General features: G+C 67.1%; 20 protein-coding genes and 2 pseudogenes. 10 read left to right on the forward strand and 12 right to left on the reverse strand.

Translation table 11 applies throughout. The annotated features are described in order from the left end of the window. Window positions 1–220 precede the first annotated feature (220 nt). Both AVHM3334_RS18240 and AVHM3334_RS18245 read left to right on the forward strand, forming a co-directional pair. Window positions 221–1,549 carry a sulfatase family protein gene (locus AVHM3334_RS18240; RefSeq protein ID WP_284414663.1) on the forward strand — a complete coding sequence of 443 codons (1,329 nt, stop codon included), beginning with the start codon at window positions 221–223 and terminating at the stop codon, window positions 1,547–1,549. 55 nt (window positions 1,550–1,604) lie between these two features. Then, on the forward strand, window positions 1,605–2,513 hold the full coding sequence (locus tag AVHM3334_RS18245; RefSeq protein WP_284414665.1) for a creatininase family protein: 909 nt from the start codon (window positions 1,605–1,607) through the stop codon (window positions 2,511–2,513). A gap of 67 nt (window positions 2,514–2,580) precedes the next feature. Here AVHM3334_RS18245 and AVHM3334_RS18250 read toward each other — a convergent pair whose 3' ends face one another. Then, the gene (locus AVHM3334_RS18250; protein ID WP_284414667.1) at window positions 2,581–2,973 is read right to left on the reverse strand and encodes a carboxymuconolactone decarboxylase family protein; all 393 of its coding nucleotides are present in this window, start codon (window positions 2,971–2,973) and stop codon (window positions 2,581–2,583) included. Window positions 2,974–3,134: 161 nt separating this feature from the next. Here AVHM3334_RS18250 and AVHM3334_RS18255 point away from each other — a divergent pair, with 161 nt between their 5' ends. Continuing rightward, window positions 3,135–3,560, forward strand: a complete 426-nt coding sequence (locus AVHM3334_RS18255; RefSeq protein ID WP_284414669.1) for a LysR family transcriptional regulator — start codon at window positions 3,135–3,137, stop codon at window positions 3,558–3,560. 37 nt (window positions 3,561–3,597) lie between these two features. Beyond that, window positions 3,598–3,717 (forward strand): annotated as a pseudogene (locus AVHM3334_RS18260) (MFS transporter); the annotation flags it as partial. Here the strand turns inward: AVHM3334_RS18260 and AVHM3334_RS18265 are convergent. After that, window positions 3,698–3,947 (reverse strand): annotated as a pseudogene (locus AVHM3334_RS18265) (aldo/keto reductase); the annotation flags it as partial. The pseudogenes AVHM3334_RS18260 and AVHM3334_RS18265 sit on opposite strands and share 20 nt — an antisense overlap. Window positions 3,948–4,112: 165 nt before the next feature. Here AVHM3334_RS18265 and AVHM3334_RS18270 point away from each other — a divergent pair. After that, window positions 4,113–4,451 carry a LysR family transcriptional regulator gene (locus AVHM3334_RS18270; protein WP_284414671.1) on the forward strand — a complete coding sequence of 113 codons (339 nt, stop codon included), beginning with the start codon at window positions 4,113–4,115 and terminating at the stop codon, window positions 4,449–4,451. Between the two features lie 18 nt (window positions 4,452–4,469). Here the strand turns inward: AVHM3334_RS18270 and AVHM3334_RS18275 are convergent, their stop codons facing one another. The 9 genes from AVHM3334_RS18275 to AVHM3334_RS18315 form a co-directional block, all read right to left on the reverse strand. Beyond that, window positions 4,470–5,141 carry a histidine phosphatase family protein gene (locus tag AVHM3334_RS18275; protein ID WP_284414673.1) on the reverse strand — a complete coding sequence of 224 codons (672 nt, stop codon included), beginning with the start codon at window positions 5,139–5,141 and terminating at the stop codon, window positions 4,470–4,472. A gap of 135 nt (window positions 5,142–5,276) precedes the next feature. After that, entirely contained in the window at window positions 5,277–6,233 is a 957-nt protein-coding gene (locus AVHM3334_RS18280) for a threonine dehydratase (RefSeq protein WP_284414698.1), read from the reverse strand. A gap of 178 nt (window positions 6,234–6,411) precedes the next feature. Beyond that, entirely contained in the window at window positions 6,412–7,110 is a 699-nt protein-coding gene (locus tag AVHM3334_RS18285) for a VOC family protein (protein WP_284414675.1), read from the reverse strand. Then, entirely contained in the window at window positions 7,107–7,982 is an 876-nt protein-coding gene (locus AVHM3334_RS18290; RefSeq protein WP_284414677.1) for a PhzF family phenazine biosynthesis protein, read from the reverse strand. The genes AVHM3334_RS18285 and AVHM3334_RS18290 overlap by 4 nt, the downstream gene beginning before the upstream one ends. Window positions 7,983–8,248: 266 nt before the next feature. Then, on the reverse strand, window positions 8,249–9,115 hold the full coding sequence (locus AVHM3334_RS18295; protein WP_284414679.1) for a PhzF family phenazine biosynthesis protein: 867 nt from the start codon (window positions 9,113–9,115) through the stop codon (window positions 8,249–8,251). A gap of 53 nt (window positions 9,116–9,168) precedes the next feature. Continuing rightward, window positions 9,169–9,789, reverse strand: a complete 621-nt coding sequence (locus AVHM3334_RS18300) for a glutathione S-transferase family protein (RefSeq protein ID WP_284414680.1) — start codon at window positions 9,787–9,789, stop codon at window positions 9,169–9,171. Between the two features lie 3 nt (window positions 9,790–9,792). Next, window positions 9,793–10,983 (reverse strand): aminotransferase-like domain-containing protein, encoded by a 1,191-nt coding sequence (locus AVHM3334_RS18305; RefSeq protein WP_284414682.1) that lies wholly within the window; start codon window positions 10,981–10,983, stop codon window positions 9,793–9,795. 109 nt (window positions 10,984–11,092) lie between these two features. After that, a complete protein-coding gene (locus tag AVHM3334_RS18310; RefSeq protein ID WP_502869936.1) occupies window positions 11,093–12,100 on the reverse strand; it encodes a DMT family transporter in 1,008 nt (335 codons plus the stop codon). A gap of 52 nt (window positions 12,101–12,152) precedes the next feature. Then, entirely contained in the window at window positions 12,153–12,752 is a 600-nt protein-coding gene (locus AVHM3334_RS18315) for a LysE family translocator (RefSeq protein ID WP_284414684.1), read from the reverse strand. Between the two features lie 122 nt (window positions 12,753–12,874). Here AVHM3334_RS18315 and AVHM3334_RS18320 point away from each other — a divergent pair, with 122 nt between their 5' ends. The 5 genes from AVHM3334_RS18320 (at window position 12,875) to AVHM3334_RS18340 (ending at window position 22,869) form a co-directional block, all read left to right on the forward strand. Continuing rightward, on the forward strand, window positions 12,875–14,347 hold the full coding sequence (locus tag AVHM3334_RS18320; protein ID WP_284414686.1) for an aminotransferase-like domain-containing protein: 1,473 nt from the start codon (window positions 12,875–12,877) through the stop codon (window positions 14,345–14,347). Window positions 14,348–14,535: 188 nt separating this feature from the next. After that, window positions 14,536–17,100, forward strand: coding sequence for a type VI secretion system Vgr family protein (locus AVHM3334_RS18325; protein WP_284414688.1), 2,565 nt, complete (start codon window positions 14,536–14,538; stop codon window positions 17,098–17,100). A 57-nt stretch (window positions 17,101–17,157) separates the two neighbouring features. Further along, complete coding sequence (locus AVHM3334_RS18330; RefSeq protein ID WP_284414690.1) at window positions 17,158–17,589, forward strand: DcrB-related protein; 432 nt, start codon at window positions 17,158–17,160, stop codon at window positions 17,587–17,589. 82 nt (window positions 17,590–17,671) lie between these two features. Continuing rightward, on the forward strand, window positions 17,672–22,390 hold the full coding sequence (locus AVHM3334_RS18335) for an RHS repeat-associated core domain-containing protein (protein WP_284414691.1): 4,719 nt from the start codon (window positions 17,672–17,674) through the stop codon (window positions 22,388–22,390). An 11-nt stretch (window positions 22,391–22,401) separates the two neighbouring features. Then, window positions 22,402–22,869, forward strand: a complete 468-nt coding sequence (locus tag AVHM3334_RS18340) for a hypothetical protein (RefSeq protein WP_284414693.1) — start codon at window positions 22,402–22,404, stop codon at window positions 22,867–22,869. On the opposite strand, the gene AVHM3334_RS18345 is transcribed toward AVHM3334_RS18340, so the two are convergent. After that, on the reverse strand, window positions 22,850–23,151 hold a 302-nt coding region (locus AVHM3334_RS18345; protein WP_284414695.1), incomplete at its 5' end, for a hypothetical protein. The genes AVHM3334_RS18340 and AVHM3334_RS18345 overlap by 20 nt on opposite strands.

Here is a 23,151-nt window from a genome sequence, read left to right on the forward strand (position 1 = left end):
ATGTCGCAAAAGTGTCAATATGTAATTTTTAACCGACCATTTAAGTTTCATATAGACGCGGCGCTTGCTACGGTGCGCCCTGCCAGGGAGCGTGCCGTGGTTCGTTGCAAGGCCAAGGCGCCACAATCCGCGCTGTGGGCTGCAGGCTTTTGCTTCACACCCTGCCTTTGCGCCCAGCCTTGACGCCCTGCCTGTCCGTCCCAGCAGCCCTTCACCGCCGATGACCACCACCCGCCCCAATCTTCTTTTCATCCTGGCCGACGACCTGGGCTACGCCGATCTGGGCTGCACGGGCGCACGCGATGCCTATAGCGTGCCGGTGGATGTGTCTCCACGGTTGGACGCACTGGCGGCTGCCGGACTGCGGTGCACGCGGGGCTATTCCAATTCGGCCGTGTGCTCGCCCACGCGGTTCGCGCTGGCCACGGGCCGCTGGCAGTACCGGCTGCGGGGCGCGGCCGAAGAGCCGCTGGCCAGCGTGCATGGCGACAAGGTGCTGGGCCTGCCGCCCGGCCATCCCACGCTGCCGTCGCTGCTGCGCGATGCGGGCTATGCCACCGCGCTGGTGGGCAAATGGCACCTGGGCTACCCGCCGCATTTCGGGCCGCGCATGTCGGGCTACGACACGTTCTATGGCTTTCACGCCGGCGGCTCGGATTACTTCGCGCATTGCGATCCGCGCGGCCGGCCGGATTTCTGGGTGGATGAAACCGCCCAGGCCGAGGAGGGCTACCTGACCGACCTGCTGAGCCGCCGCGCGGCGGATTTCGTGCGTGAGCAATCGGTCGACCGCCCGTTCCTGCTGAGCCTGCACTACAGCGCTCCGCACTGGCCCTGGCTCACGCGGGACGACCGCGCCGAGTCCGAGCGCCTGGGGGGCTTCGGCAAGCACATCGACGGCGGCAGCCTCGAAACCTACCAGCGCATGATCCACCACATGGATGAAGGCATCGGCTGGGTGCTGGATGCGCTGGAGGAAAAAGGCCTGGCCGAGAACACGCTGATCGTCTTCACCAGCGACAACGGCGGCGAACGCTACTCCGACAACTGGCCCTTCGTCGGCCAGAAGATGGACCTGCTGGAGGGCGGCATCCGCGTGCCGCTCCTGGCCCGCTGGCCCGCGCGCATCGCACCCGCCAGCATGAGCGACACGCCCAGCCTCACCATGGACTGGACTTCCACCTTCCTTGCCGCCGCCGGCGTGGCCGCCCACCCCGACTATCCGCTGGACGGCATTGACCTGACGCCGCTCTTCGCCGACCCCGGCTGGTGCCCGGCGCGCGATCTGTTCTGGCGCATGAAGCACCGCGAGCAGCGTGCGCTGGTGCGGGGACGCCACAAGTATCTGCAGGTGGATGGCGTGGAATACCTTTTCGATGTGGTGGCCGATCCCCGCGAGCGGGCCAACCTGCGCGAGCGGGAGCCGGCGCGCCTGGCCGAACTGCGTGCCGCATGGCAGGCCTGGGACGCGGCCTTGCCGCCCATTCCCGACGAGGCCAAGGTTTCGCTCGTGTTCACCCGCAACGAGCTGCCGCAAGCGACGTTCTGACCGGCCCGCCCTGCGCCTTTTTCCTTTCCGCATGCCTTCTCACCCCGCCTGGCCCATGACCCCATCGCCCTCCGTGCCCTCCGTGCCCTCCGTGCCCTCCGCGCCGCCCGTGTCCTCTGCGCCTTCTGCGCCGTCCAGGCACCCCTCCCGTTTCTGGGCCGAGTGGTCCGCGCGCGATTTCGCGCAGGCCCAGGCATCGGGCCTGGCCGCCGAAACCGTGGCCGTGCTGCCGGTGGCGGCCATCGAGCAGCACGGGCCGCATCTGCCGCTCAGCGTGGACGCCGCACTGCTGCAGGGCGTGATCGATGCCGCGCTGCCCCTGCTGCCGGGCCACCTGCCGGCCGTGTTTCTGCCGCCCCAGAACGTGGGCCTCAGCACAGAGCACACGGCGTATGCGGGCACCCTCACGCTCAAGCCCGCCACCCTCATCGCGCTGTGGACCGAACTGGGCGAATGCGTGGCCCGCGCGGGGTTCAAGAAACTGTTGCTGCTCAACGGCCACGGCGGCCAGGTGAGCGTGATGGACATCGTGGCGCGCGAGCTGCGCCTGCACTGCGGCCTGCTGGTGTACAGCGCCAGCTGGTTCAGCCTGCCGCTGCCCGAAGCGGTGAGCGGGCTGTTCAGCGCCGACGAGCACCGCTTCGGCATCCACGGCGGAGAGATCGAGACATCGATGATGCTGCACCTGGCGCCCGGCACGGTGCGCATGGACCATGCGCAGCATTGGCGATCCACCTCGCAGGACCGAGCCGAGCGCTACGCCATTCTTGGCAACGGCAAGAGCGCCAAGATGGGCTGGGCCATGCAGGATTACCACCCGGCCGGCGCGGTCGGCAATGCCGCCGGCGCGACCGCCGAGAAGGGGCGTGCGGTCGTGCAGGCCGCAGCGGCGGGACTGGCGCAGTTGCTGGGCGAGATCCACGCGCTGCCGCTGGAGACGGTCGTGGCCCGCGGATCGCTCTGAAGCGCTGCCGTGCTTGCGCACGGCTCCCATGGCACCGCAGTGCAGCGGCGCAGCGGCGTCGTAAAGATCAAGCCAGCGGAAGCGCGATGCCCGATTCGGCAAACACATCGCGAACGACCGACAGCCCGTTGAGCGCTGCCGGAAACCCCGCATAGACCGCCATCTGCATCACCACTTCCACGATCTCGCCCGGCTTGCAGCCCACGTGCAGCGCCGCATGCACATGCACCCGCAGTTGCGGCAGGGCGTGGCCCAACGCGCACAGCGCGGCCACCGTGGCCAGCTCGCGTTCACGCAGGCCCAGGCCTTCGCGTGCATAGATGTCGCCGAACGGAAACTCCAGCAGGTAGCGCGCGAAGTCGGGAAACGACTGCGCCAGCCCATCGACCACCGCCAGGCCCGCCGGGCCATCCACGGCATTCAGCATGCGCATGCCGCGTTCGCAGCGCTCGGTGCTCATCGTGCGCCCCTCGGGGGTTTGCAAGGTTCTGCGCCGCGTGAGGGGTCGGCCCTGAGGACGCGGTAAAAGGCCATGATGGTCTCCTGAAAGGTGTGGAAGCCGCTCAATGTAGAGAGGGTGCGCCGCGCAGGCTATGACTGGTTTAGTGATACCTTTTTGATATGAAAAATCTACTCGATTCCCGCTCGCTCGCGCTCTTTCTGGCGGTGGCGGACGCACTGAGCTTTCGGCAGGCGGCCGAGGCACTGCACCTGTCGCAGCCGCCTTTGAGCCGTGCGATCCGGGAGCTGGAAGAGCGCCTGGGCACCCGGTTGTTCGACCGCGACACGAAAGGCGTGAACCTGACCGATGCGGGCCATCGGCTGGTGCCCTACGCGCGCAGCATGGCGAAGCTGCTGTGCGACGCGCAGGCCGCGCTGGCAAACCCCGGCATGCCGGCAACGCTGCGGCTGGGCTTTACCAGCGCGGTCGAGCCCGGCTGGTTTCGCGGGCTGGCGCAGCGGGTGCAGGCGGCGCACCCCGGCACCACGGTCTCCACCGTTTCCGACACGTCTCGGCGGCGGCGGCGCGGCCGACAGCGCCGCTGAACCGCCGCAACCCGCGTGCTGGAGCGGCATCTTCGCCATGGCGCTGTGCGTGTTCGCGCTGATCGCCTCGGAGTTCATGCCCGTCAGCCTGCTGACGCCCATGGCCGCCGACCTGGGCGTGACCGAAGGGCTGGCCGGCCAGGGCGCGAGCGCTTCGCGAACGATCTGGTTCGTGATGTGCGGGCCATAGAAATCGCTGGTGTCGATGTGGTTCACCCCGCGTTCCACCGCCTCGCGCAGCACGGCAACGGCCGCCGCACGGTCCTTGGGCGGCCCGAAAACGCCGGGCCCCGCAAGCTGCATGGCCCCATAGCCGAGGCGGTGGACGGTGCGGTCGCCCAGGGTGTATTGGAGAGAGGGGGCCGCGGGGTGCGTGGTGCGGGTCATGGCGGTGCTTTCGGATGGAAGTGAATCGGGGCGGAAACAGGCGGGAGGCCGGCCAGGCACCAGCGCGTGGGGGAAGGCGCTCCCGGAGCCTTCACGAAGTCTAGAAAGCCCGGCACTGTTTGATAAGCCAACATAATCGGCACAGGCTGTGCAGGATTCAAAACAATGGACATAGACCTCGGCGATCTGAACGCCTTCGTGGCGGTGGCGCGGGCCAAGGGCTTTCGCGATGGCGCACGCCTGAGCGGCGGCAGCGCGTCGGCCCTGACCGAGGCCGTGCGCCGGCTCGAAGCGAAGCTGGGCGTGCGGCTGCTGCACCGGACCACCCGCAGCGTGGTGCCGACCGAAGAGTGGCTGCGCCCCCACCTGGACAGCGGCGCGCTCGAGCCGGTGCTGGAGCCCTGGTGGCCGCGCTTTTCCGGCCCGTTCCTCTACTACCCGGGCCGCCGTCTGGTGCCTGCGCCGCTGCGGGCTTTCGTGGACTTCATCCAGGCCCGCCCCTGAACGGGTGCGCGCCCGGGTTCAGGCGTGCGTCACCCAGCTCGCGTGCTCTTCGGTATCGAGGTGCGGCAGCGTGTTGAACGTCTGCAGCATGAGCCGCTTGGGGGCGATGCTGAATTCGGTCACCGCGCTGTTGCGGATGCGCATGTTCAGGGCAATGGTCACCTCCGGCGGCGTGCTCAGCACCTCGCCCACGGCGGTGGAGATGGGCCCGCCGCTGGAGACCAGCAGCACGTTGTGGCCCACGTGCTGGCGGCGCACGTGCTCCAGCGCCGCACGGATGCCGCTGGAAAACGCCACCCAGCTCGGCATGCCCGCCGGGCTGATGGTGCCGCCCATCCACTGCGCCAGCGCATCGCACAGCAGCCGGAAGTGGTGCTTGTACAGCTCCGGCGTATCGGGCCGGGGCAGCGGGTGCGGGTGGATCGCGGTGATGAGCGCGGCGCTGTCGTACTCGTTCAGGCTGGGCAGGGCCAGCGCATCGGGCGCGATCTGCAGGCCCTCGGCGATGCCCTCCAGCGTCTGCGCATGGCGGCGCAGCGTGCCGGTGATGACCGCGTCGAAGCGCACATTGCGGGCCCGCCAGTACTCGCCCAGGCGCACCGCCTGCTCGCGCCCGCGCGGGCTCAGCTGGTCGTAGTCATCCGCGCCAAACGAGGCCTGGCCGTGGCGCACGAGGTAGAGGGTTCCCATGCCGGCGATTCTGGGCGGGGCCTGCGCACGCCTTTGTCTCGCGAGTGACGATTGCTATAATTTTTATAGCTTCATGCCCTAGTGCTGATTGCTTTGGAAGGCATTTCGATGCAGGTGTTGTGCCGAATCCGCAGTTCACAGCACGCCGGCGAACATCGGCGCATCCACATTCCCACCCGTGAGCGCCAGCCCCACGGCCAGTCCGGCCAGCGATGCGCGCTCCTGCATGGCGGCGGCGAACGCGGCGGCGCCCGCGCCCTCGGCCACGTTGTGCGTGTCGGTGAACAGGTCGCGCATGGCTGCGGCCACCTCGTCGTCGGTCACCTTCACCACATGGTCGAGGTGCGGGGCCAGGATGGCGAGCGCGGCGGGGTCCGCCACGCGGCAGGCCATGCCGTCGGCCAGGCGCGTGGTGACTGGCGCTTGCACCACATGGCCGGCGGCGATGGAGTCGGCGTAGGTGGTGGCGTGCGCGCTCACCACGCCGACGATGCGCACGCCGTGCCCCAGCGCGCGCTTGGCCGCGATGGCCGAGCAGGCGCCCGACCCTTGGCCGATGGGCACATACACCACCGCCAGATGCGGCACCGCGCGCAGGAACTCCCACCAGTACGTGGCCACGCCGCGCAGCAGGTCGGCATGGAAGCTGGGCACCATGTGCGCGCCGCGCTCGGCCGCCAGTTGCATGGCGTGCTCGCGCGCTTCCTGGAAATCGTCGCCATGCTCGATCAGCGTGACGCCCAGCGCACGCATGGCGGCGTTCTTTTCGACCGAATTGCCGCGCGGCACGACGATGGTGCAGGCCACGCCGTGGCGGCGCGCGGCCCAGCCCATGCTCTGGCCGTGGTTGCCGCGCGTGGCGCTGACCACTTCGCGCGGCAGGGCGCCGCGGCGCGCGAGCTGGTCGAAATACGTGAGGCCGCCGCGGATCTTGAACGCGCCCACCGGCGTGTGGTTCTCGTGCTTGAGCCAGCATTCGGTGCCCAGCCGCTCGCTCGACAGCGCCCAGCGGTACTGGGGCGTGGCGGCGAAGTCCTGGTACACGACCTGTGCGGCGGCTTCGATGTCGGCCAGCGTGGGCAGCGCGGCCATCGCCTGCACGTCGTTCGTTTCGGCCAGGCCGGGGCCGGGTGGCGTCTTGGGCAGGGCGGCGGTGGTGGTCATGGGTGGCTTTCTTTTCGGTGAGCGGTGCAGGGCCGGGCGGTCGGTCGCGGTGGCCGCTGCACGGCGGGGTGGGCTGGAGGGGATATCAAAGGGGTTGGCAGCGCCATCACGCCGCTTCGGAGGCGCCCAGCGTGACCGGGCCGCTCGGGGTGGACAGCAGCGCCTGCAGACCGGGCGCGGCCGCGGGCGACACGGCGATCTGCGCGCTGAAGCCGATGGCGGCGCAGGCCGCGGCCAGCGCCGGGGCGTCGGGGTGGTTGAGCTGCAGCGATTGCAGTTGCACGCCGCTGGCGGGCAGGCTGTAGCAGGGGTGGCGGTCGCCCCACTGGATCAGCGTGGGCAGGCAGCCGCCCATGAGGCGCTGGCCGTCCGGCCGCACGGTGATCTGCCACTGCAGCAGTCCGAGCGGCGTGGGGCGGCTGGCGGTGATGACCTCGCCGCGGTCGATGCCGTGCGCGGCCAGCGACGCGTGGGCGGCGGCCACGTCCCGGACCGAGGCCACCCAGTGGATCCACTGCGGGCCGTCACGCGCCACGCGGGCTTGCAGCGCGGCGTCGTCCATGTCGAACCAGCGTGCCCTCGCGGGCCGCGCGGCGGCGGCGGGATGGATGGCGATGATCTCCAGGTAGGCGCGCGGATGGGCGGCGCTGCTGATGTTGATCAGCCGGTTGTGCGTGCCCATGAGCGGGTGCTCGCCCCCGGGCGCCGGCACCACGCCCAGCGTGTCCTGGCACCACCGCACACCGCTTTCCAGGTGGTCGGCCATCACCACCAGATGATCGATGCCGGTGTCGGGCAGGTTCACAGCAGCACCTCGCCGTTCACGCAGGTGACCGATCCGCCACCGATCCAGATGCGGTCCCCGTCCTGCTGCACATGCACGCGGCCGGCGCGGCCGAGCGCGGTGCCCTGGCTGGCGATGTAGCTCGGGGGCGCCAGATGGGCGCCGATGAGCCACTGCGCCAGCGCGGCGTTCAGGCTGCCGGTCACCGGGTCTTCGGCCAGGCCGTTGTTGCCGGGGAAGAAGGCCCGCACTTCGAAGGCGATGTCGTCTTCGGCGTGCGAGCCCACCACGCCGACCTTGCCGCGCGGCCCCACGACGCCGACGTCGAGCTTCGACAGAATGGCGCTGTCGGGCTGCAGCGCCAGCACCTGCTCGGCGGAGCCGAGCATCACGCCGCGCCAGTTCGGGCCGTTGTCGCACCACGCGTGCGCCACGATGTCGCTGCGTTCGATGCGCAGCCCGCGCGCGATCAGCGCCACGTCCGCTTCCGGCAGCGGCCCGCTTTTCAGCAGCGGCGGCGCGGCGAAGGCCAGCCGGTCGCCGTCACGGCGCAGCGTGATCAGGCCCAGGGCGCATTCCTGCACCACCACGCCCTCGGTTTGCGGCTGGCCACCGGCCTCCAGCCAGGCGTGGCAGCTGCCCAGCGTGGGGTGGCCGGCGAACGGCAATTCGCGCCCGGGGCAGAAGATGCGCACGCGGTAGTCGGCCCCCGCGGCGCGGCCCGCTTCGGTGGGCGGCAGCAGGAACGTCGCCTCCGACAGGTTGGTCCAGTTGGTGAAGTGCTGCATGGCCTCGGTGGAGAGGTCCGATCCATCCAGCACCACGGCCAGCGGGTTGCCGAGATAGGGATGCTGGGTGAACACGTCGATTTGTTTGAAAGGGCGTTGGCGCATGGTGTGAACGGTGTGGTGAAAAGGTGAAAGGAGGACGTTGCGAGAAGCGGTTGAAGAAGCGGTGAAAGCGGCTGTCGAAAACGGCGTTGGCCCAAGCGTGCAGCGCCATGCGCCCATGCGGCGGCCCGGCGCGGTGCGGCGTCCGGTGAGAACGAGGCGGTGCCGCGCGCAGTGGCTGCGGGATGCGGCGCGCGGTGGCTGGAGCGGTCAGCCGCTCGGGATCGCGGGGTGCGGGCTCGGCGGCGGCGTGGCGGGCGGGCAGCGGCTCATAGGCGGGCGGTTCCCTCGATGCAGGTCAGGCTGCAGCCGCCGACCCAGACCTGGGCCTCGGCGTCCTGCGTGATGTGCACGCGGCCGGCCCGGCCCAGGCTTTCGCCCTGGGCCACCAGGTAGTTGCGCGGCGCCCGCCCTTCGGCGATGAGCCACTGCGCAAAGCTGGCGTTCAGGCTGCCCGTGACCGGGTCTTCCGGATTGCCCATGGGCGCCGCGAAGGCGCGCACCACCACGCCGGGCCGGGTGGCATCGGCGGCCTCGGGGCCGACGTGGATCACGCCCACGTCCTGGCCCAGGTCTTTCAGGCGCGCGTGGTCCGGGCGCAGGCGGTGCACCGTCTCTGCACTGTCCAGCACCAGGCCCAGCCAGCGCGGCCCGTTGTCCAGCATTTGCGCCGCCTCGATCTGCTGCGGCCGAATGCCCAGCGCCCCGGCGATGAGCGGCACCAGCGCGGGGCTGGGTTCGCTGCGGCGCAGGGGCGGCGCGGCGAAGGCCAGCCGGCCGTGGCTGCGCTGGATGCGCACCAGCCCCGCGGCCGATTCCTGCACCACCGTGGCGGCATCGTGCGGCTCGTGGCCGGCCTCCAGCCAGGCATGGCAGGTGCCGAGCGTGGGGTGCCCTGCAAAGGGCAGCTCGCCCCGGCGCGGCGTGAAGATGCGCACGCGGTAGTCGGCCCCGGCCGCGCGGCCGGCCTCGGTGGGCGGCAGCAGGAACGTGGTTTCCGACAGGTTGGTCCAGGCGGCGAAGCGGCGCATGTCGGCGTCGTCCAGGCCCTCGGCGTCCAGCACCACGGCCAGCGGATTGCCGTCGCCCGAGCGCTGGCTGAACACATCGATCTGCTTGAACGGGCGCTGGCGCATGGCGAAGGAAGGTGCGGTTCGGTCGTTGAAGAAAAGGAGGGTCTGCGGGGCGGTCAGGCCAGCGGCAGGTCGATCACGCCGCGCGCGCCGGGCCGCCCCTGCAGGTTCAGGTACCACGCGTCCAGGTGGGTGCGCGCAATCCGGTCCTGGGGCAGGCCCCACCAGCGGTGGATTTCACAGCCCACGGCGATGTCGGCCATGGTGAAGCGCTCGCCCGCCAGGTAGGGCTGCTGCGCCAGGTGCGCGTCCAGCAGGTCCATCAGCGGCTCGGTGGCCGCCACCGACCGGGCGATCGCGTGGCGGTCGCGCTGCGCTTCGGGCGTGCGCACCCATTGCAGGAAAGCGTCCCGCCCGGCCGGGTTCAGCGTGGTCTGCTGCCAGTCCATCCACTGCTCGGCGACGAAGCGCGTGCGCAGGTCCTCGGGGTAGAGGGTGCCGCTGGCGTGCTTGGCGCACAGGTAGCGCACGATGGTGTTGGACTCCCACAGCGTGAAGCCGTCGTCCTCCAGCAGCGGCACCAGCCCGTTGGGGTTGAGCGCGAGGAACTGCGGCTCGCGCACCAGCCCGAACTGCCCGCCCGCATCGGTGCGCTGCAGCTCCAGGCCCAACTCCTGCATGGCCCACACCACCTTGCGCACGTTGATGGACGACAGGCGTCCCCAGAGCCGCAGCATGCGTTACGCCTTCTGGGCGACGCGCGCCCGGATGGCGGCGGCCAGCGAGCCCACGCCGGTGCTGATCTGTTCGGCGCTGGCCGTCACGAACGACAGGCGCAGCGTGCGATGGTCGGCGTTGTCGGCATAGAAGGCCGCTCCCGGCACGAACGCCACGTTGCGGTCCACGGCCTCGGGCAGCAGGTCGATCGCGCTCATGCCCTCGGGCAGCCGCACCCAGAGGAACATGCCGCCGTCGGGCGTGTTCCATTGCACGTCCAGGCCGGCCATCTCGCGCGTGAGCGCCTGCAGCATGGCGTCGCGCTGCTGCTTGTAGAGCGCGCGGATGGTGGGCACATGGCGGCCCAGGAAGCCGCCCTTCATCACCTCGTGCACCATGCGCTGGTTGAAGCCGGGGCTGTGCAGGTCGGCCGCCTGCTTGGCCTGCAGCAGCTTGGGGAACACGGCCTTCGGCGCCACGATGAAGCCCAGGCGCAGGCCGGGGGCGAGCACCTTGGAGAACGAGCCCAGGTAGATGCAGCCTTCGGGGTTGCGCGCGGTCAGCGGGGCCGGTGGCGGCTGGTCGAACCACAGGTCGCCGTAGGGGTTGTCTTCGATCAGCGGCAGGTTCAGCTCGGCCGCCTTGGCCACCAGCGCGGCGCGGCGTGCCTCGCTCATGGTGCGGCCGGTGGGGTTCTGGAAGTTGGGCAGCACGTACAGGAAGCGTGCCTGGCCGGCGCCCGATCCGGTCTTGTGGGCGAGGTCGTCGATCTGCATGCCTTCGTCGTCGCTGGCCACGCTCACCACGTCAGGCTCCATGGGCGCGAAGGCCTGGATCGCGCCCAGGTAGGTGGGCGTTTCCACCAGGATGCGGCTGCCCGCGTCGATCAGCACCTTGGCCACGAGGTCCAGGCCCTGCTGCGAGCCGGTGGTGATGAGCACCTGATCGACGCTCACGTCCCAGGGCAGGAAGTCGGCCACGGCCTGGCGCAGCGGCTGGTAGCCCTCGCTCGCGGCGTATTGCAGGGCCGACGGGCCGTCTTGCGACAGCACGGCGCCGCAGGCCTTGGCGAAGGCGTCGATGGGAAAGGTCTTGGGGGAGGGCAGGCCGCCGGCGAGGCTGATGATGCCGGGCTTCTCGGTCACTTTCAGGATCTCGCGGATCACCGAGGGGTTCATCTTCGCGGCGCGTGCGGCCAGTGTCCAGTTCGTCATTGAATGCATCTCCAGGGGACGCCTGGTCTCGGGGCGCCAGGGGGTCGTCGTTGAGAAAGCCGTTGTGCGGCGGGTGGCGGGCTTGTGGGTAGGCCCGCCGGGAAAGAGCTTAACCGCGCATCGCTGCGGGTCCGGGGTGAATGGGCCGGGCGGGGCGGACGGGCGCGCGCCGCCCGATGACCACCGTGGCCATCACGGCGGCACCGAACGCCAGGCTGACGCCGTCGAGCGATTCGCCCAGCAGCGGCACCGAAAACAGCATGCCCAGGAACGGCTGCACGAGCTGGATCTGGCTCACCCGCACGGTGCCGCCGAGCGCCAGGCCCCGGTACCACGCGAAAAAGCCCAGCCACATCGAGAACACCGACACATAGGCCAACGCACCCCAGGCCGAGGCCGGCATGGGCGCCGTGGGCCACGACCATGCGCCCAGGGGCAGCGTGGCGGGCAGCGAGATCACCAGCGCCCAGCAGATCACCGACCCCGACGGCATGCGCTGCGACAGCCGCGCGCCATAGCCGTAGCCCACGGCGGCGCACAGCACGGCCGCCAGCAGCAGCAGGTCGGCCGGATGCAGCGACAGCCCCGCGCTGCCCGAGCGCAGCACCGCGAACGTGACCACCATCGCCGTGCCCAGCAGGGCGCACAGCCAAAAGCGCGGCGAGGGGCGCTGGCGGTGCAGCAGCGCGCCCACGCCGGCCGTGGCCAGCGGCAGCACGCCGATGATCACGCTGGCGTGTACCGCGCTCACGTGGCGCATGGCCAGCGAGGTGAGCAGCGGAAACCCGAACACCACGCCCAGCGCCGTGAAGGCGAGCGGCCGCCATTCCTGCGGCTGCGGCCAGGGCGCGCGGCGGGCCCACAGCAGCAGCGCCGACAGCACGCCGGCGATGGCCGCCCGGCCCATGGCCATGAACAGGCCGGACATCTGGGGTGCCTCGGGCGTGCCCACGGCCAGCCGCGTCATCGGCAGGGTGAAGGCGAAGATCACCACGCCCAGCAGGCCCCACAGCAGGCCGCGCGTCTCGGGCGACTGAAGGCCCGCCGGCGCGGCCGGCAGGGGGGTCGGGGCTGGGGCGCTCGACAAGGTCATGGGGTGCGTCATGGGGTGCGTCATGGGCGGGGTCCGGGTTGGGGGCACGGGTTTTCAGGGGTGGCAGGGCGGCCGGTCATGCCTTCACCATCCAGCCGGCCGTGATCACCAGCACGAGTGCCATGGCGCGGTTGAACCACAGCAGCCGGCGGCCCTGTGCCAGCCACTGGCGCAGCAGCGCGCCCGTGGCGGCATACAGCAGGTTGCTGCTGAACGCGAACACCACCATCACCGGCAGCACCACGCCCAGGCGCGCCAGGCTGTCCTCGCGCCCGGCCACCCAGCCCGCCACGATGGTCAGCGCCAGCAGCCACGCCTTGATGTTCACGAACTGCATCGCCGCGCCCTGCCAGAAGCCCACGTCCATGCGGCCGGCCTGGGCCTGGCCCAGCTGGGCGCTGCGGCTGAGCTTGAACGCCAGCCACAGCAGGTAGGCGATGCCCGCCACCTTGATCGCCAGGCGCAGCGCCGGCACCGCCACCACCAGGGCGCCCACGCCGCCCGCGCAGACCAGCAGCAGGGCGCTCCAGCCCACGGGCACCGCCCACACGAAACGCATCGCATGCCGCAGGCCACGGTTGGCGGCCAGCGCAGTGGCCAGCGTGGTGTTGGGGCCGGGGCTGAAACTCATGGCGGTGGCCAGGGCCAGCAGGGCGGTGAATTCGACGAAGGGCATCGGGGGGCTCGGAGGTGGTTGCTGCCAATGGTGGAGCAGAGTCCATTACAGTTGCAATACAGTTATTTCGACAATTGCATCATCTGTACTGGTGTTCGCATCAGCACAGTGAAGGAGCTCCCATGCTGACCCGCACCGCCCGACGTTCCCTCACCGAGCAACTGGCCGAGCGCTTCGCCGAGCGCATCCGCGCCCGGCTGCTGCCCGCCGGCGCCCGCCTGCCCTCGGTGCGCGAATGCGCGCGGCTGCAGGGCGTGAGCGCCTATACGGTCGTGGCCGCGTACGACCAGTTGCTCGCGCAAGGGCTGGTGGAAGCGCGCAGCCAGCGCGGCTTTTATGTGCGAGACATTGCACAAAAAGTGCCTCCAGCGCATATTCCCCTAGGGGGCATTGCTATGAATAACGTAGCAAACGACCGCAAGTCGTCCCCCGTGCTGTCCCCGCTGCCTTCGGGCTCGTGCGTCAACGCCACGGCGCTGATCCGCGGCATGTTCCACCAGGCTTCGAGCCACCCGCAGCCGGGGGCCGGCGTCTTTCCGCGCGACTGGCTGGAGAACACCTTCATGGGTGCGGCGCTGCGCAAGGTCTCCAGCGGGCGCGCCTTGCAAGACAGCTCGCTGCAGTACGGCGACCCCATGGGCGAGCCCACCCTGCGCGAGGTGGTGGCCCGGCGCCTGCAGGGCTTCGGCGTGCCGGTGCAGGCCAGCCAGGTCATCACCACCCTGGGCGCCACGCACGCGCTCGACATCGTGAGCCGCACCCTGCTCAAGGCGGGCGACACCGTCATGGTCGAAGAGCCGGGCTGGTCGGTCGAATTCGCGCGGCTCGATGCGCTGGGCATGCGCATCCTGCCCGTGCCGCGCGGCGCGCAGGGGCCGGACATCGCGGTGATGGAGCGCTACTGCGAGGTGCACGCCCCCAAGCTCTTCGTGAGCGTGAGCGTGTTCCACAACCCCACCGGCTACTGCCTCACGCCGGGCAGCGCGCACCAGGTGCTGCAACTGGCCGGGCGGCACGGCTTTCACATCGTCGAAGACGACACCTACAGCCACATCGCCCCCGAACACGCCACGCGCCTGACCGTGCTGGACGGCCTGGCGCGCACCATCTACGTGAGCGGCTTCGCCAAAATCCTCGCGCCCAACTGGCGGGTGGGCTACCTGGCCGCCCCGCCCGATCTGGTGGAGCCGCTGCTCGACACCAAGCTGCTGTCCACGCTGACCACGCCGTCGCTGCTGGAAAAGGCCATGGCCCTGTGCATCGAACAGGGCATGCTGCGCCGCCACAGCGACCGCATGCGCCAGCGCCTGGCCCAGGCCCGCGCGCGCAGCGTGCAACTGGCGCTGGAGGCCGGCTGCACCTTCGCGGCGGAGCCGGCCGGCATGTTCGGCTGGGTCGAGACGGGCGTGGACACCGACGTGCTGGCCCAGCGCATGCTGGACGAGGGCTACCTGCTCGCGCCGGGCGCACTGTTCCATGCCAGCCGCCAGCCATGCACGCTGATGCGCATCAACTTCACCACCACCCAGGACGCGGCGTTCTGGCGCGTGTTCCAGAAACAGGCGGCTGCGCTGGCGGGTGGCGTTCGGGGGTGAAGGGAATGGGGCAGTGGATGGTGTGAGGGATTTGGCGCTTTTTGACCGTTAAACCCGCGCAGTTTGTTACAATTGGAGGCATTTTCCCGCGTTCGGGGGGATTTTCGCAGGGAGGAATGTGCTCTGCCGCGCACTATCATTCGGCCCATTCCAATCCGACCCACCGGCCTTGACAGGCCGCTGCACCCATGACACGCCGAGTCACCATCCAGACGCCCCTGGGCGAGCAGTTGCAGTTTCGCCAGCTGCAGGGCAAAGAAGCGCTGAGCGAATTGTTCTCCCTGGACGTGGACCTGCTGAGCGAGAGCAAGTCCATCGATCCCAAGGCCCTGCTGGGTAAAAGCGCCACCGTGGTGGTGGAAACCGAAGGGGGCGGGCGCCGCTACCTGGACGGCATCGTCACCCGCTTCGGCCTGCAGGGCCAGGACCACCGCTTCTACACCTACAAGGCCCGCCTGAGCCCCTGGCTGTGGCTGGCCACGCGGCAAAGCGACTTCAAGATCTTTCAGAACAAGACCGTGCCCGACATCATCGAAGAGGTGCTCGGCAAATACGGCTACCCGCTGCAGCGCAAGCTCACGCAAAGCTACCGCACCTGGGACTACTGCGTGCAGTACAACGAGACCGACTGCGCCTTCGTCTCGCGCCTGATGGAGCACGAGGGCATCTACTACTTTCACGAGCACAGCGCCGGCCAGCACGTGCTCACCCTGGCCGACGACATCGTCGCCTCGCACAGCCCGCTGCCCGGTGCCGCCGTCATCCCGTTCTACCCGCCCGAAAAGGCCGCGGTCGCCGACAAGGAGAACATCCACGCCTGGCAACTGGCGCAGGAGATCAAGTCCGCGCGGCACTACAACGACGACTACGACTTCAAGAGGCCCAAGGCCGACCTGTCCAACATGCGCCAGACCCCACCGGGCCACGCGCACGACAGCCACGAAATGTACGAGTGGCCCGGCGGCTACACCGAATTCAGCGACGGCGAGAACTACGCCCGCTCGCGGCTGCAATCGAGCCTCACCGGCCACAGCACCGTGCACGGCGAATCGCGCCACCGGGCGCTCGCCCCCGGCTACACCTTCACCCTGGAAAACCACCCCCGCGAAGACCAGAACCAGCAGTACCTGCTGACCGGGCTGCAATACCACTTCAAGGAAAACCCCCAGGTCAGCGCCGTCGCGCCCGGCCCCAAGGGAACGCCGCAGGAAGAAGGCTCGTTCCAGAAATTCACCCTGCAGGCCCAGCCCACCAGCCTGCCCTACACCCCGGCGCGCACCACGCCCAAGCCCAAGACCACCGGCCCCCAGACCGCCGTGGTCGTCGGCCCGCCCGGCGAAGAAATCTGGACCGACCAGTACGGCCGCGTGAAAGTGCAGTTCCACTGGGACCGCATCGGCGCCATGGACGAAAACTCCAGCTGCTGGGTGCGCGTGTCCCACCCCTGGGCGGGCCTGAACTACGGCAGCATCCACATCCCGCGCATCGGGCAGGAGGTCATCGTGGACTTTTTGAACGGCGATCCCGACTACCCCATCATCACCGGGCGGGTCTACAACGGCATCCAGATGCCGCCGTGGAAGCTGCCGGACAACAAGACGCAGTCGGGCACGCTCACCCGCTGGAGCAAGGGCGGCGGCGGGGCGAGCATGCTGCGCTTCGAGGACAAGAAGGGCATCGAACACCTGGAGCTGTCCAACACCTACGGCAACACGTACCTGAACATGGGCTACCTGATGCACCAGGGCAGCGGCTCGCAGCGCGGGTACGGCTTTGAGCTGCGCACGGACCTGTGGGGCTCGATCCGGGCGGACAAGGGCCTGCTGATCACCACGTACCCGCAGGACTTCACCTCCAAGGTGGCGAACAACAATCCGGATGGGTTCGATCAGCTGGGGGACGGGCTGGCGGGGACTGCGGCGTTGATGCAGGAAGCCGGACAGGCGGTGGACGCCATGAACAGCGCCATCGGTGCCATCAACGGGCTCAAGACTTCGCACATGATGGAACTGAGCGCAGGCATTGCCGCCATGACCGGAGGCAAGGCAGCGGTTTCGACGTTGTCCAAGGCCGCCGCGGCGCTGTCTGCGTTCGGCGGCGGGGCGGGCGGCGACGGCGGTGGTGGCGGGCCCGAGATGCTGCTGCCCTCCAACACCGACCCCGCCATGCCGCAGGCGCAGGCACTGCGCGAACTGTCCAAGGACATCACCAAGCCGATCGTCTCCATCGTGAGCCCAGAGGGGCATTCGATGATCAGTCCCAAGCCCATCGTCATCAGCTCGGGACAAAGCGCATCCATGCATGCCAAGGAGCACATCACCGTCTCCAGCGGCGCGCAGCTCACGCAACTGGCCAAGAGCGGCATGCTGACCCACGTGTCCGAAGGCGGCCAGCGCAACACGGTCGCGCAGGGCGATGTCGCGTCAGAAGCGCAAACGGGCAACATGAATTTGACCGCCCAGCACAACATCACGCTGGCCTCCAAGGCCGATACGGCATCGGTCATCGGAAACCAGAATGTGAATGTGCAGGCAACCAGCGATTCGGTGCTCATCAAGGCCGCCAAGCACATCCGTTTGCAAGCGGGCGAGAGCATTACCCTGACCATTGGCGAGGGCGAAGGCCAGGCGTCTATCAAGCTGACCGACCAGGGCGTGGTCGTCATCAAGGGCAAGAACGGGCTCATCGATCTTTCTGAACTGCTGGACGTGCACGGCGCGCCCATTCAACTCAATTGCTCATCCGGTGAGTAAGGCGGGCCGCCGCCCGCCGATCGATCGCTTCTTCCCCCATAAAACCGAAAGCACGGAATGCAGTTTCATATCCAAGAGGGCACGTTCGAATTGCCCGCAGGCCTTCAGGACAACAGCATGAACATGCTGATGACGGGCACGAGCGGGCTGGACCTGAGCTTGATCGTGACCCGCGACCGCCTCGAAGCGGGCGAAAGTTATGGCGCTTTCATGGAGCGCCAGATCAAGTCCGTGACCCTGCAGGTGAAGGATTTCGAGATCACGGAGAGGCACGAGCAAAAATCTGCAGCCCAGGATGCACTCATCGGGCTGGAGGTTTCGCAGAAGTTCAAGCAAAACGGCCAATGGGTTTATCAGCGCCAGCGCTCGTGGCTGCTGCCGGACAAAGTCCGGGTGCTGGTGTTGACGGCCGCGTCGGTGGCGCCCATCACCGACACGCAAACGCAGCGCTGGAAAACCATCTGCGCCAGCTTCCAGCCACGCGAGTGAGTCTGCCGCTGGGCAGGGCATCCGTTGCCTTGCAGTCCCGTGCCAATGCGCACCGTGCAAATCGCCTTTTGCCAAACCATCCATGAGCCAATTCCCGCAAGCTGCCCGTCTCCATGACCCGATCGCGCACAGCAATGCCAATTCCCGGCTGCTGGCAAAAGTGGTGGGCATCGCTGCCGGCGCTGCCATTCTGGGCGCGGTCTGCGCCGGCACCATTGCGGCGGGCGTGGCGGCCGGTGTGGCCGCTGTTGGCACGGTGGTCAGCGGTGGGCTGGCTGCGCCCATTCTGGTGGGCGCCGTGGTGGCCACCGGTGTGCTGGCTTCGGTGGCAGTCAGCATGGCAGGTGGAGCCATCGGCGAAAAGATTGCAGATGCGATCGTTCCCGAGAGTTGGGAGGTCACCGGCAAGATCCTGACGGCCTCTCAGGACGTGATCATCAATGGCAAGGGTGCCGCTCGGGCGACCGACGAGGTGCCGCTGGACGAGGTCGAATGCGGCAAGCACACCATCAAACCCGTCAACCTGATTGCGCAAGGAGCGGCCCAGGGCCCTAAGCAAACCATCATCAACGACGCACTGGCAGCGCGCAAAGGCGACAAGGTCATTTGCGGAGCGTCGATCCATGAAGGGTCCGCCAACGTCTTCATCGGCGGTGAACCGGAAACCGTGCGGGACTACGACGACGAAGTGTCGTTCGCCTTGCGTGCGGCACTTTTCGTGCTCGAAGCCCGCCGGTTCTATAAGAACGTCAAGTGCTTCTGGAAGATGGCCAAAGACCCCAGGGCCGTCCTGAAGAACATCGACTGCCTGATGAAAGCGGCACAGGCAGCCGGCTCGGCCGCCATGACCGTGCCCACCATTCTGAGCAATCCCGTGCACATCGCGACCGGGGCCAAGCTGCTATCGGATGGCAATGACCTGGATTTCGTGTTGCCAGGCGTGCTGCCCATCGTCTGGCAGCGCACTTACAACAGCCTGGACCTGCGCACGCAAGGCCCCTTCGGCCAAGGCTGGAGCACCCCCTACTGTGTGCAACTGCACCTGGGCATCAATGCGCAGGGGGAGCCGACGGTCACCTACTTCGATATGGACGGGCGCGATGTCACTTTTGCCGCTCCGGCGCACGGGGAGGGCCATTTCAGCGTGGCGGAAGGTTTCGGCGTTTTCCGCAGCGAGGGCGGTGATTACTTTGCGGTGACCGGCGATGGCCAATACCAGTGGTTCGGTGCACCTGAAGATGCCGTGCCGGGCGGAACAGGAGGCCAGGGCGTGCTGCAGTTGCGGCGCATCGAGGACCGAAACGGCAATTTCCATGCCCTGCGCTACGACGCGCAGTACCGGCTGACCCATGTGGCGGACAGCACGGGCCGGCTGCTGGAGTTCGAATATGCAGAGGGCAGCCGCCGACTGCGGCAGGTCGTGCTGCGCATCGGCGCGGAAGACGAAACACCGGAAGTGCTCGTGCGCTACCGGCATCACCAAGATGCCGGCCAGTCCCAACTCGCGCAGGTGATCGACCGCAACGGTGAAGTCGTCCGGCGCTTTGCCTACGACCAGGGCCACATGATCAGCCACCGCCTGCCCACGGGGTTGGTCTGCCACTATGCGTGGGAGCGGTTCGATGCCGCGCTGGGCGATCGCAAGGGCCCGCACCTTCGGGTGGTGCAGCACTGGACCGACGACGGCGAGCGATATCAGTTCACGTATGACTTGGCGAGGCGGACCACCGGCGTTACCGATGCCCAGGGCCGAACCCAGCATTGGACCTGGAATGCCGATCACGAGATCGTCTCTTACACCGACGCCCTGGGCCGTGTCTGGACCCAGGCATGGAGCGACACCAGGCAGCTCTTGCAGCACACCGATCCCATGGGCCAAACGACGACGTGGACCTATGACGACGCAGGGAACGTCACCGCTGAGACCGACCCTCTTGGCCGTACCCAGCGCATGCGGTGGACACCGGCCCCGGCCTGCCTGCTGCAGTCGAGCATCGATGCCGCAGGCGCCGCCTGGAAATACCGCTACGACGACTACGGCAACCTGCTCGGCGAAACCGATCCTCTGGGGCAGCAAACCACCTATGCCAACGATGAGCGCGGCCTGCCACTGGTCATCACCGACGCCCATGGCGGGCGAAAAAAACTGGCGTGGGACACCCGGGGCCTGCTGACGGCCTACACCGATTGCTCGGGAAAGACCACCCGCTTTACCCATGACCGCCGCGGCCATCCGCTGACGGAAACGGATGCGCTGGGGCAATCGACCCGCACCGAACACGACGCGCAAGGCCGGTTGCTGCGCATCACGCTGCCCGATGGCAGCGCCTACCAATACCGATACAACGCGGCGGGCCAGTGCGTCATCGCCACCGACGCGATGGGGCATGGCACGAGCTACAGCTACAACGCCCGCGGCCAGTTGATCGGCCGCACCCGCACCGTGGGATCGCAGCACAGCAACATCCAACTGGGCTACGACGCAGCCCACCGATTGGCCGTTCTCATCAACGAAAACCGACAGGCTTACCAGTTCGCCTATGACGCCGCAGACCGGCTCGTCAGCGAAATCCGAATCGACGGAACCCGGCAGGTTCTGGAACGTGACGCTGCAGGCCAGGTGGTCGGGGTGACGGAATACCCCATGCCCGGCGGGGGTGACGAAGTGCCGGGCCATGCTCCGGTACAGCCGGTTCACACCCGTCTGGTGCGTGACGCAGGCGGCCAACTGGTGCAAAAAACGGTGGCACCCCTTGCCGGCGAGGCCGAAGAGGCCGAAAGGGCCGCAGTGCAGACGCACACGTTGTACGCGTACGGCCCGGCCGGGGAACTGATGCAGGCGGAAGAAAAAGCCGCGGATGGGCAACTGCTGTCGCGCCATGCATGGCAGTACGACAAGGCGGGCCAATTGCTGCAAGAAACGGCGGTGCACCCTGTGGTGCCCGGCGCCCCGCACAGCAGCACCGTCCGCTACCAGTACGACGCGCTGGGCAATCGCATTGCCACGGTGCTGCCCGATGGACGTACCGTCAACCACCTTTACTACGGCAGCGGGCATCTGCACCAGATCAACCTGGACGGCGCCATCGTGGCGGACTTCGAGCGCGACGACCTGCACCGAGAAGTGCTGCGCACGCAGGGGCGGTTGGCCAGCCGGTTCGCCTACGACGGTGCAGGCCGCAGAAGCGCGGCCTGGGTACGCCCGGCCATGCTCCGGGTCGGCAATGGCACTGGCCAGTGGAGCCCGCAAAGCGCCGAGTGGAACACGCGGCTGCAGCAGCCGGGCCTGGATGACACCCTGCTCAAGCGCTACGACTACGACCGCAACGGCGAACTGCAGAGCCTTCACCACAGCCGCAACGGACAGACCCGCTACCACTATGACGCGGGTGGCCGCGTGACCAGTGCGCAGCACACCGGACAGCCGCAACTCAACGAATCCTTTCACTTCGACCCGGCAGGCAACCGGATCACCGCCCTGGAGGCCGCCGCACTCGTGACGCAGGGGCGTGGCTGGGTGCGCGACAACCGGGTGAAGGTGCTGGAGGACAAGCGCTACGACTACGACGGTTTCGGCCGGCTGATCCGCAAGCGGATCGGTGCACATACCGAGCAGCACTTCCGGTACGACGCGCAGCACCGTATGACGCATGCGGCAGTGGTGCGTGCAGGAAGCAATGGCGAGCCGATGCGGCAAGTGTTCTGCTACCACTACGACGCGCTGGGGCGGCGAATCGCCAAGTCGGATGATTTCGGTGCCACGCTGTTCACGTGGGAGGGCATGCGGCTGCTGCAGGAGCGCCGGGGTGAAAGCACCAGCACGTACCTGTACGAGCCTGAAAGCTACAGCCCGCTGGCCCGCATTGACGGTCTGGGACGAATCGAGCCCCACCCCGCGGCGCAGCATGCTTTCGGGGCGAATGCGAAAGAGGGGAAGGCACAGTCTGTTCCGACGACGAATCCAGATTGGGGAGACCGGTTCAACGTGGTGGCGGCCAACGACGCGGATGAAGGCGGCACATCCAACGCGCTGCCACCGGAACACAACTCCGGCAGCAACACAGCCGTGCCCAATGCGCAGGTGTACTACTTTCATAACCAGCCCAACGGGCTGCCGGAAGAGTTGAGCGATCACCGGGGCAACCTGGTCTGGCGGGCGCAGTACAAAACCTGGGGAAGTGCCGTCACGGAAAGCTGGCAGGCCTTCGACGACGTGGGGCGGCCGCTGGGGCAGGCCATTGCCGGCGGGCAAGCGGCAGCGCCGCAGAACCTGCGCATGCAGGGGCAATACCTGGATCGCGAGACGGGACTGCACTACAACACGTTCCGGTATTACGAGCCGGAGGTGGGAGCATTCACGACGCCGGACCCGATTGGGTTGGCGGGCGGGATGAATCTGCACCAATATGCGCCTAATCCGATTGCTTGGGTTGATCCTTGGGGGCTGGCGCCAAATACAAAAGCTCCGATATCGCTCCCCGATGGCTATAGAGGCAGGACAGATAGATTTAATACTTCATCTGGAACCTCCTTCGAAACTCACGTTTATGCACCTAATGGAAAGGAAGTAGGTGTATATGGGCCAGATGGTTTTTTCAATAAGCACGGCACAAAGGGAAATCAGGTCGTAATACCTGAGAAGGTATTTAATGCTTTAAATGGAATTAATGTGGATGAATTGAGAAAAAATGGTGGATTGCCGGCAAAGGGAACACCTGGTAGTAGACGTGCCGTCAGGGAATACACAGAAAAAATCCGTGCAGGAGGTAGTTCCGGAGTTTCCCCAAAGCCAGGTTGCTAAGGATCAATGAAGTGAAAATAGTTAAATGTGAGGTCACGAAATCCGGCTACTATTTGGATAGTAGTGGTTATGGAAAATATCTAGAGAATAATAAAGATAAGTTTCCTGTGAAAGCATATGCTTTTGCCTCCGCTGATTGGCATTATGATCATCGCGATGAGAAATGCCCCCATGATGCAAAAATCAATAGCATAACCGCAAAAGAATTTTTAAAAAATGACTCGTCTGAAATTGGTTTGACTATTGAATTAGAGGGGGCGTATGGTGGTAAGGTTGAAATTTTTTACTATGGCGTTCAATCATATCTTGTGAGAAAAAGAAAAACTAATTGGCCTTTGGGTGAAAGTACTCATGGCGAATGGTTGATAGATGAAATTACAATTAGTGAGGATGGCTTATTGAGTCATGAGATCGCATTGTCCGATGGGCGAATATTTATAAAATTCCATGATTGCGATTTTAAATTCTTTGGGAATTAGATAAGTAATCTATGCCAAGATGAATTTTATATAGCGCATCAGTGCACATACCGAGCAGCACTTCCGGTACGACGCGCAGCACCGTATGACGCATGCGGCAGTGGTGCGTGCAGGAAGCAATGGCGAGCCTGTGCGGCAAGTGTTCTGCTACCACTGGGAGCCTCTCACAACCCATGTTTGACGAATCCCAATAGGGACGAGTGGGCGCCAGCAGCCGTTTGAATGCGTGATGAGGGCCTGCGGCGGTCTGCGCCTTGTGCATGATGGGCCTTGCAGGCCCGG

This window comes from Acidovorax sp. SUPP3334 (assembly GCF_030159055.1).
Taxonomy (GTDB): Bacteria; Pseudomonadota; Gammaproteobacteria; order Burkholderiales; family Burkholderiaceae_C; genus Paracidovorax.

What these genes read in the sequence shown, in the direction of transcription:
- AVHM3334_RS18335 (WP_284414691.1), top strand. Translation starts at nt 17,672, where the DNA reads ATGAGCCAATTCCCGCAAGCTGCCCGTCTCCATGACCCGATCGCGCAC.
- AVHM3334_RS18255 (WP_284414669.1), top strand. Translation starts at nt 3,135, where the DNA reads ATGAAAAATCTACTCGATTCCCGCTCGCTCGCGCTCTTTCTGGCGGTG.
- AVHM3334_RS18290 (WP_284414677.1), bottom strand. Translation starts at nt 7,982, where the DNA reads ATGCGCCAACGCCCTTTCAAACAAATCGACGTGTTCACCCAGCATCCC.
- AVHM3334_RS18325 (WP_284414688.1), top strand. Translation starts at nt 14,536, where the DNA reads ATGACACGCCGAGTCACCATCCAGACGCCCCTGGGCGAGCAGTTGCAG.
- AVHM3334_RS18310 (WP_502869936.1), bottom strand. Translation starts at nt 12,100, where the DNA reads ATGACGCACCCCATGACGCACCCCATGACCTTGTCGAGCGCCCCAGCC.
- AVHM3334_RS18320 (WP_284414686.1), top strand. Translation starts at nt 12,875, where the DNA reads ATGCTGACCCGCACCGCCCGACGTTCCCTCACCGAGCAACTGGCCGAG.
- AVHM3334_RS18305 (WP_284414682.1), bottom strand. Translation starts at nt 10,983, where the DNA reads ATGACGAACTGGACACTGGCCGCACGCGCCGCGAAGATGAACCCCTCG.
- AVHM3334_RS18280 (WP_284414698.1), bottom strand. Translation starts at nt 6,233, where the DNA reads ATGGCCGCGCTGCCCACGCTGGCCGACATCGAAGCCGCCGCACAGGTC.
- AVHM3334_RS18250 (WP_284414667.1), bottom strand. Translation starts at nt 2,973, where the DNA reads ATGAGCACCGAGCGCTGCGAACGCGGCATGCGCATGCTGAATGCCGTG.
- AVHM3334_RS18315 (WP_284414684.1), bottom strand. Translation starts at nt 12,752, where the DNA reads ATGCCCTTCGTCGAATTCACCGCCCTGCTGGCCCTGGCCACCGCCATG.
- AVHM3334_RS18330 (WP_284414690.1), top strand. Translation starts at nt 17,158, where the DNA reads ATGCAGTTTCATATCCAAGAGGGCACGTTCGAATTGCCCGCAGGCCTT.
- AVHM3334_RS18240 (WP_284414663.1), top strand. Translation starts at nt 221, where the DNA reads ATGACCACCACCCGCCCCAATCTTCTTTTCATCCTGGCCGACGACCTG.
- AVHM3334_RS18245 (WP_284414665.1), top strand. Translation starts at nt 1,605, where the DNA reads ATGACCCCATCGCCCTCCGTGCCCTCCGTGCCCTCCGTGCCCTCCGCG.
- AVHM3334_RS18300 (WP_284414680.1), bottom strand. Translation starts at nt 9,789, where the DNA reads ATGCTGCGGCTCTGGGGACGCCTGTCGTCCATCAACGTGCGCAAGGTG.
- AVHM3334_RS18275 (WP_284414673.1), bottom strand. Translation starts at nt 5,141, where the DNA reads ATGGGAACCCTCTACCTCGTGCGCCACGGCCAGGCCTCGTTTGGCGCG.
- AVHM3334_RS18295 (WP_284414679.1), bottom strand. Translation starts at nt 9,115, where the DNA reads ATGCGCCAGCGCCCGTTCAAGCAGATCGATGTGTTCAGCCAGCGCTCG.
- AVHM3334_RS18270 (WP_284414671.1), top strand. Translation starts at nt 4,113, where the DNA reads ATGGACATAGACCTCGGCGATCTGAACGCCTTCGTGGCGGTGGCGCGG.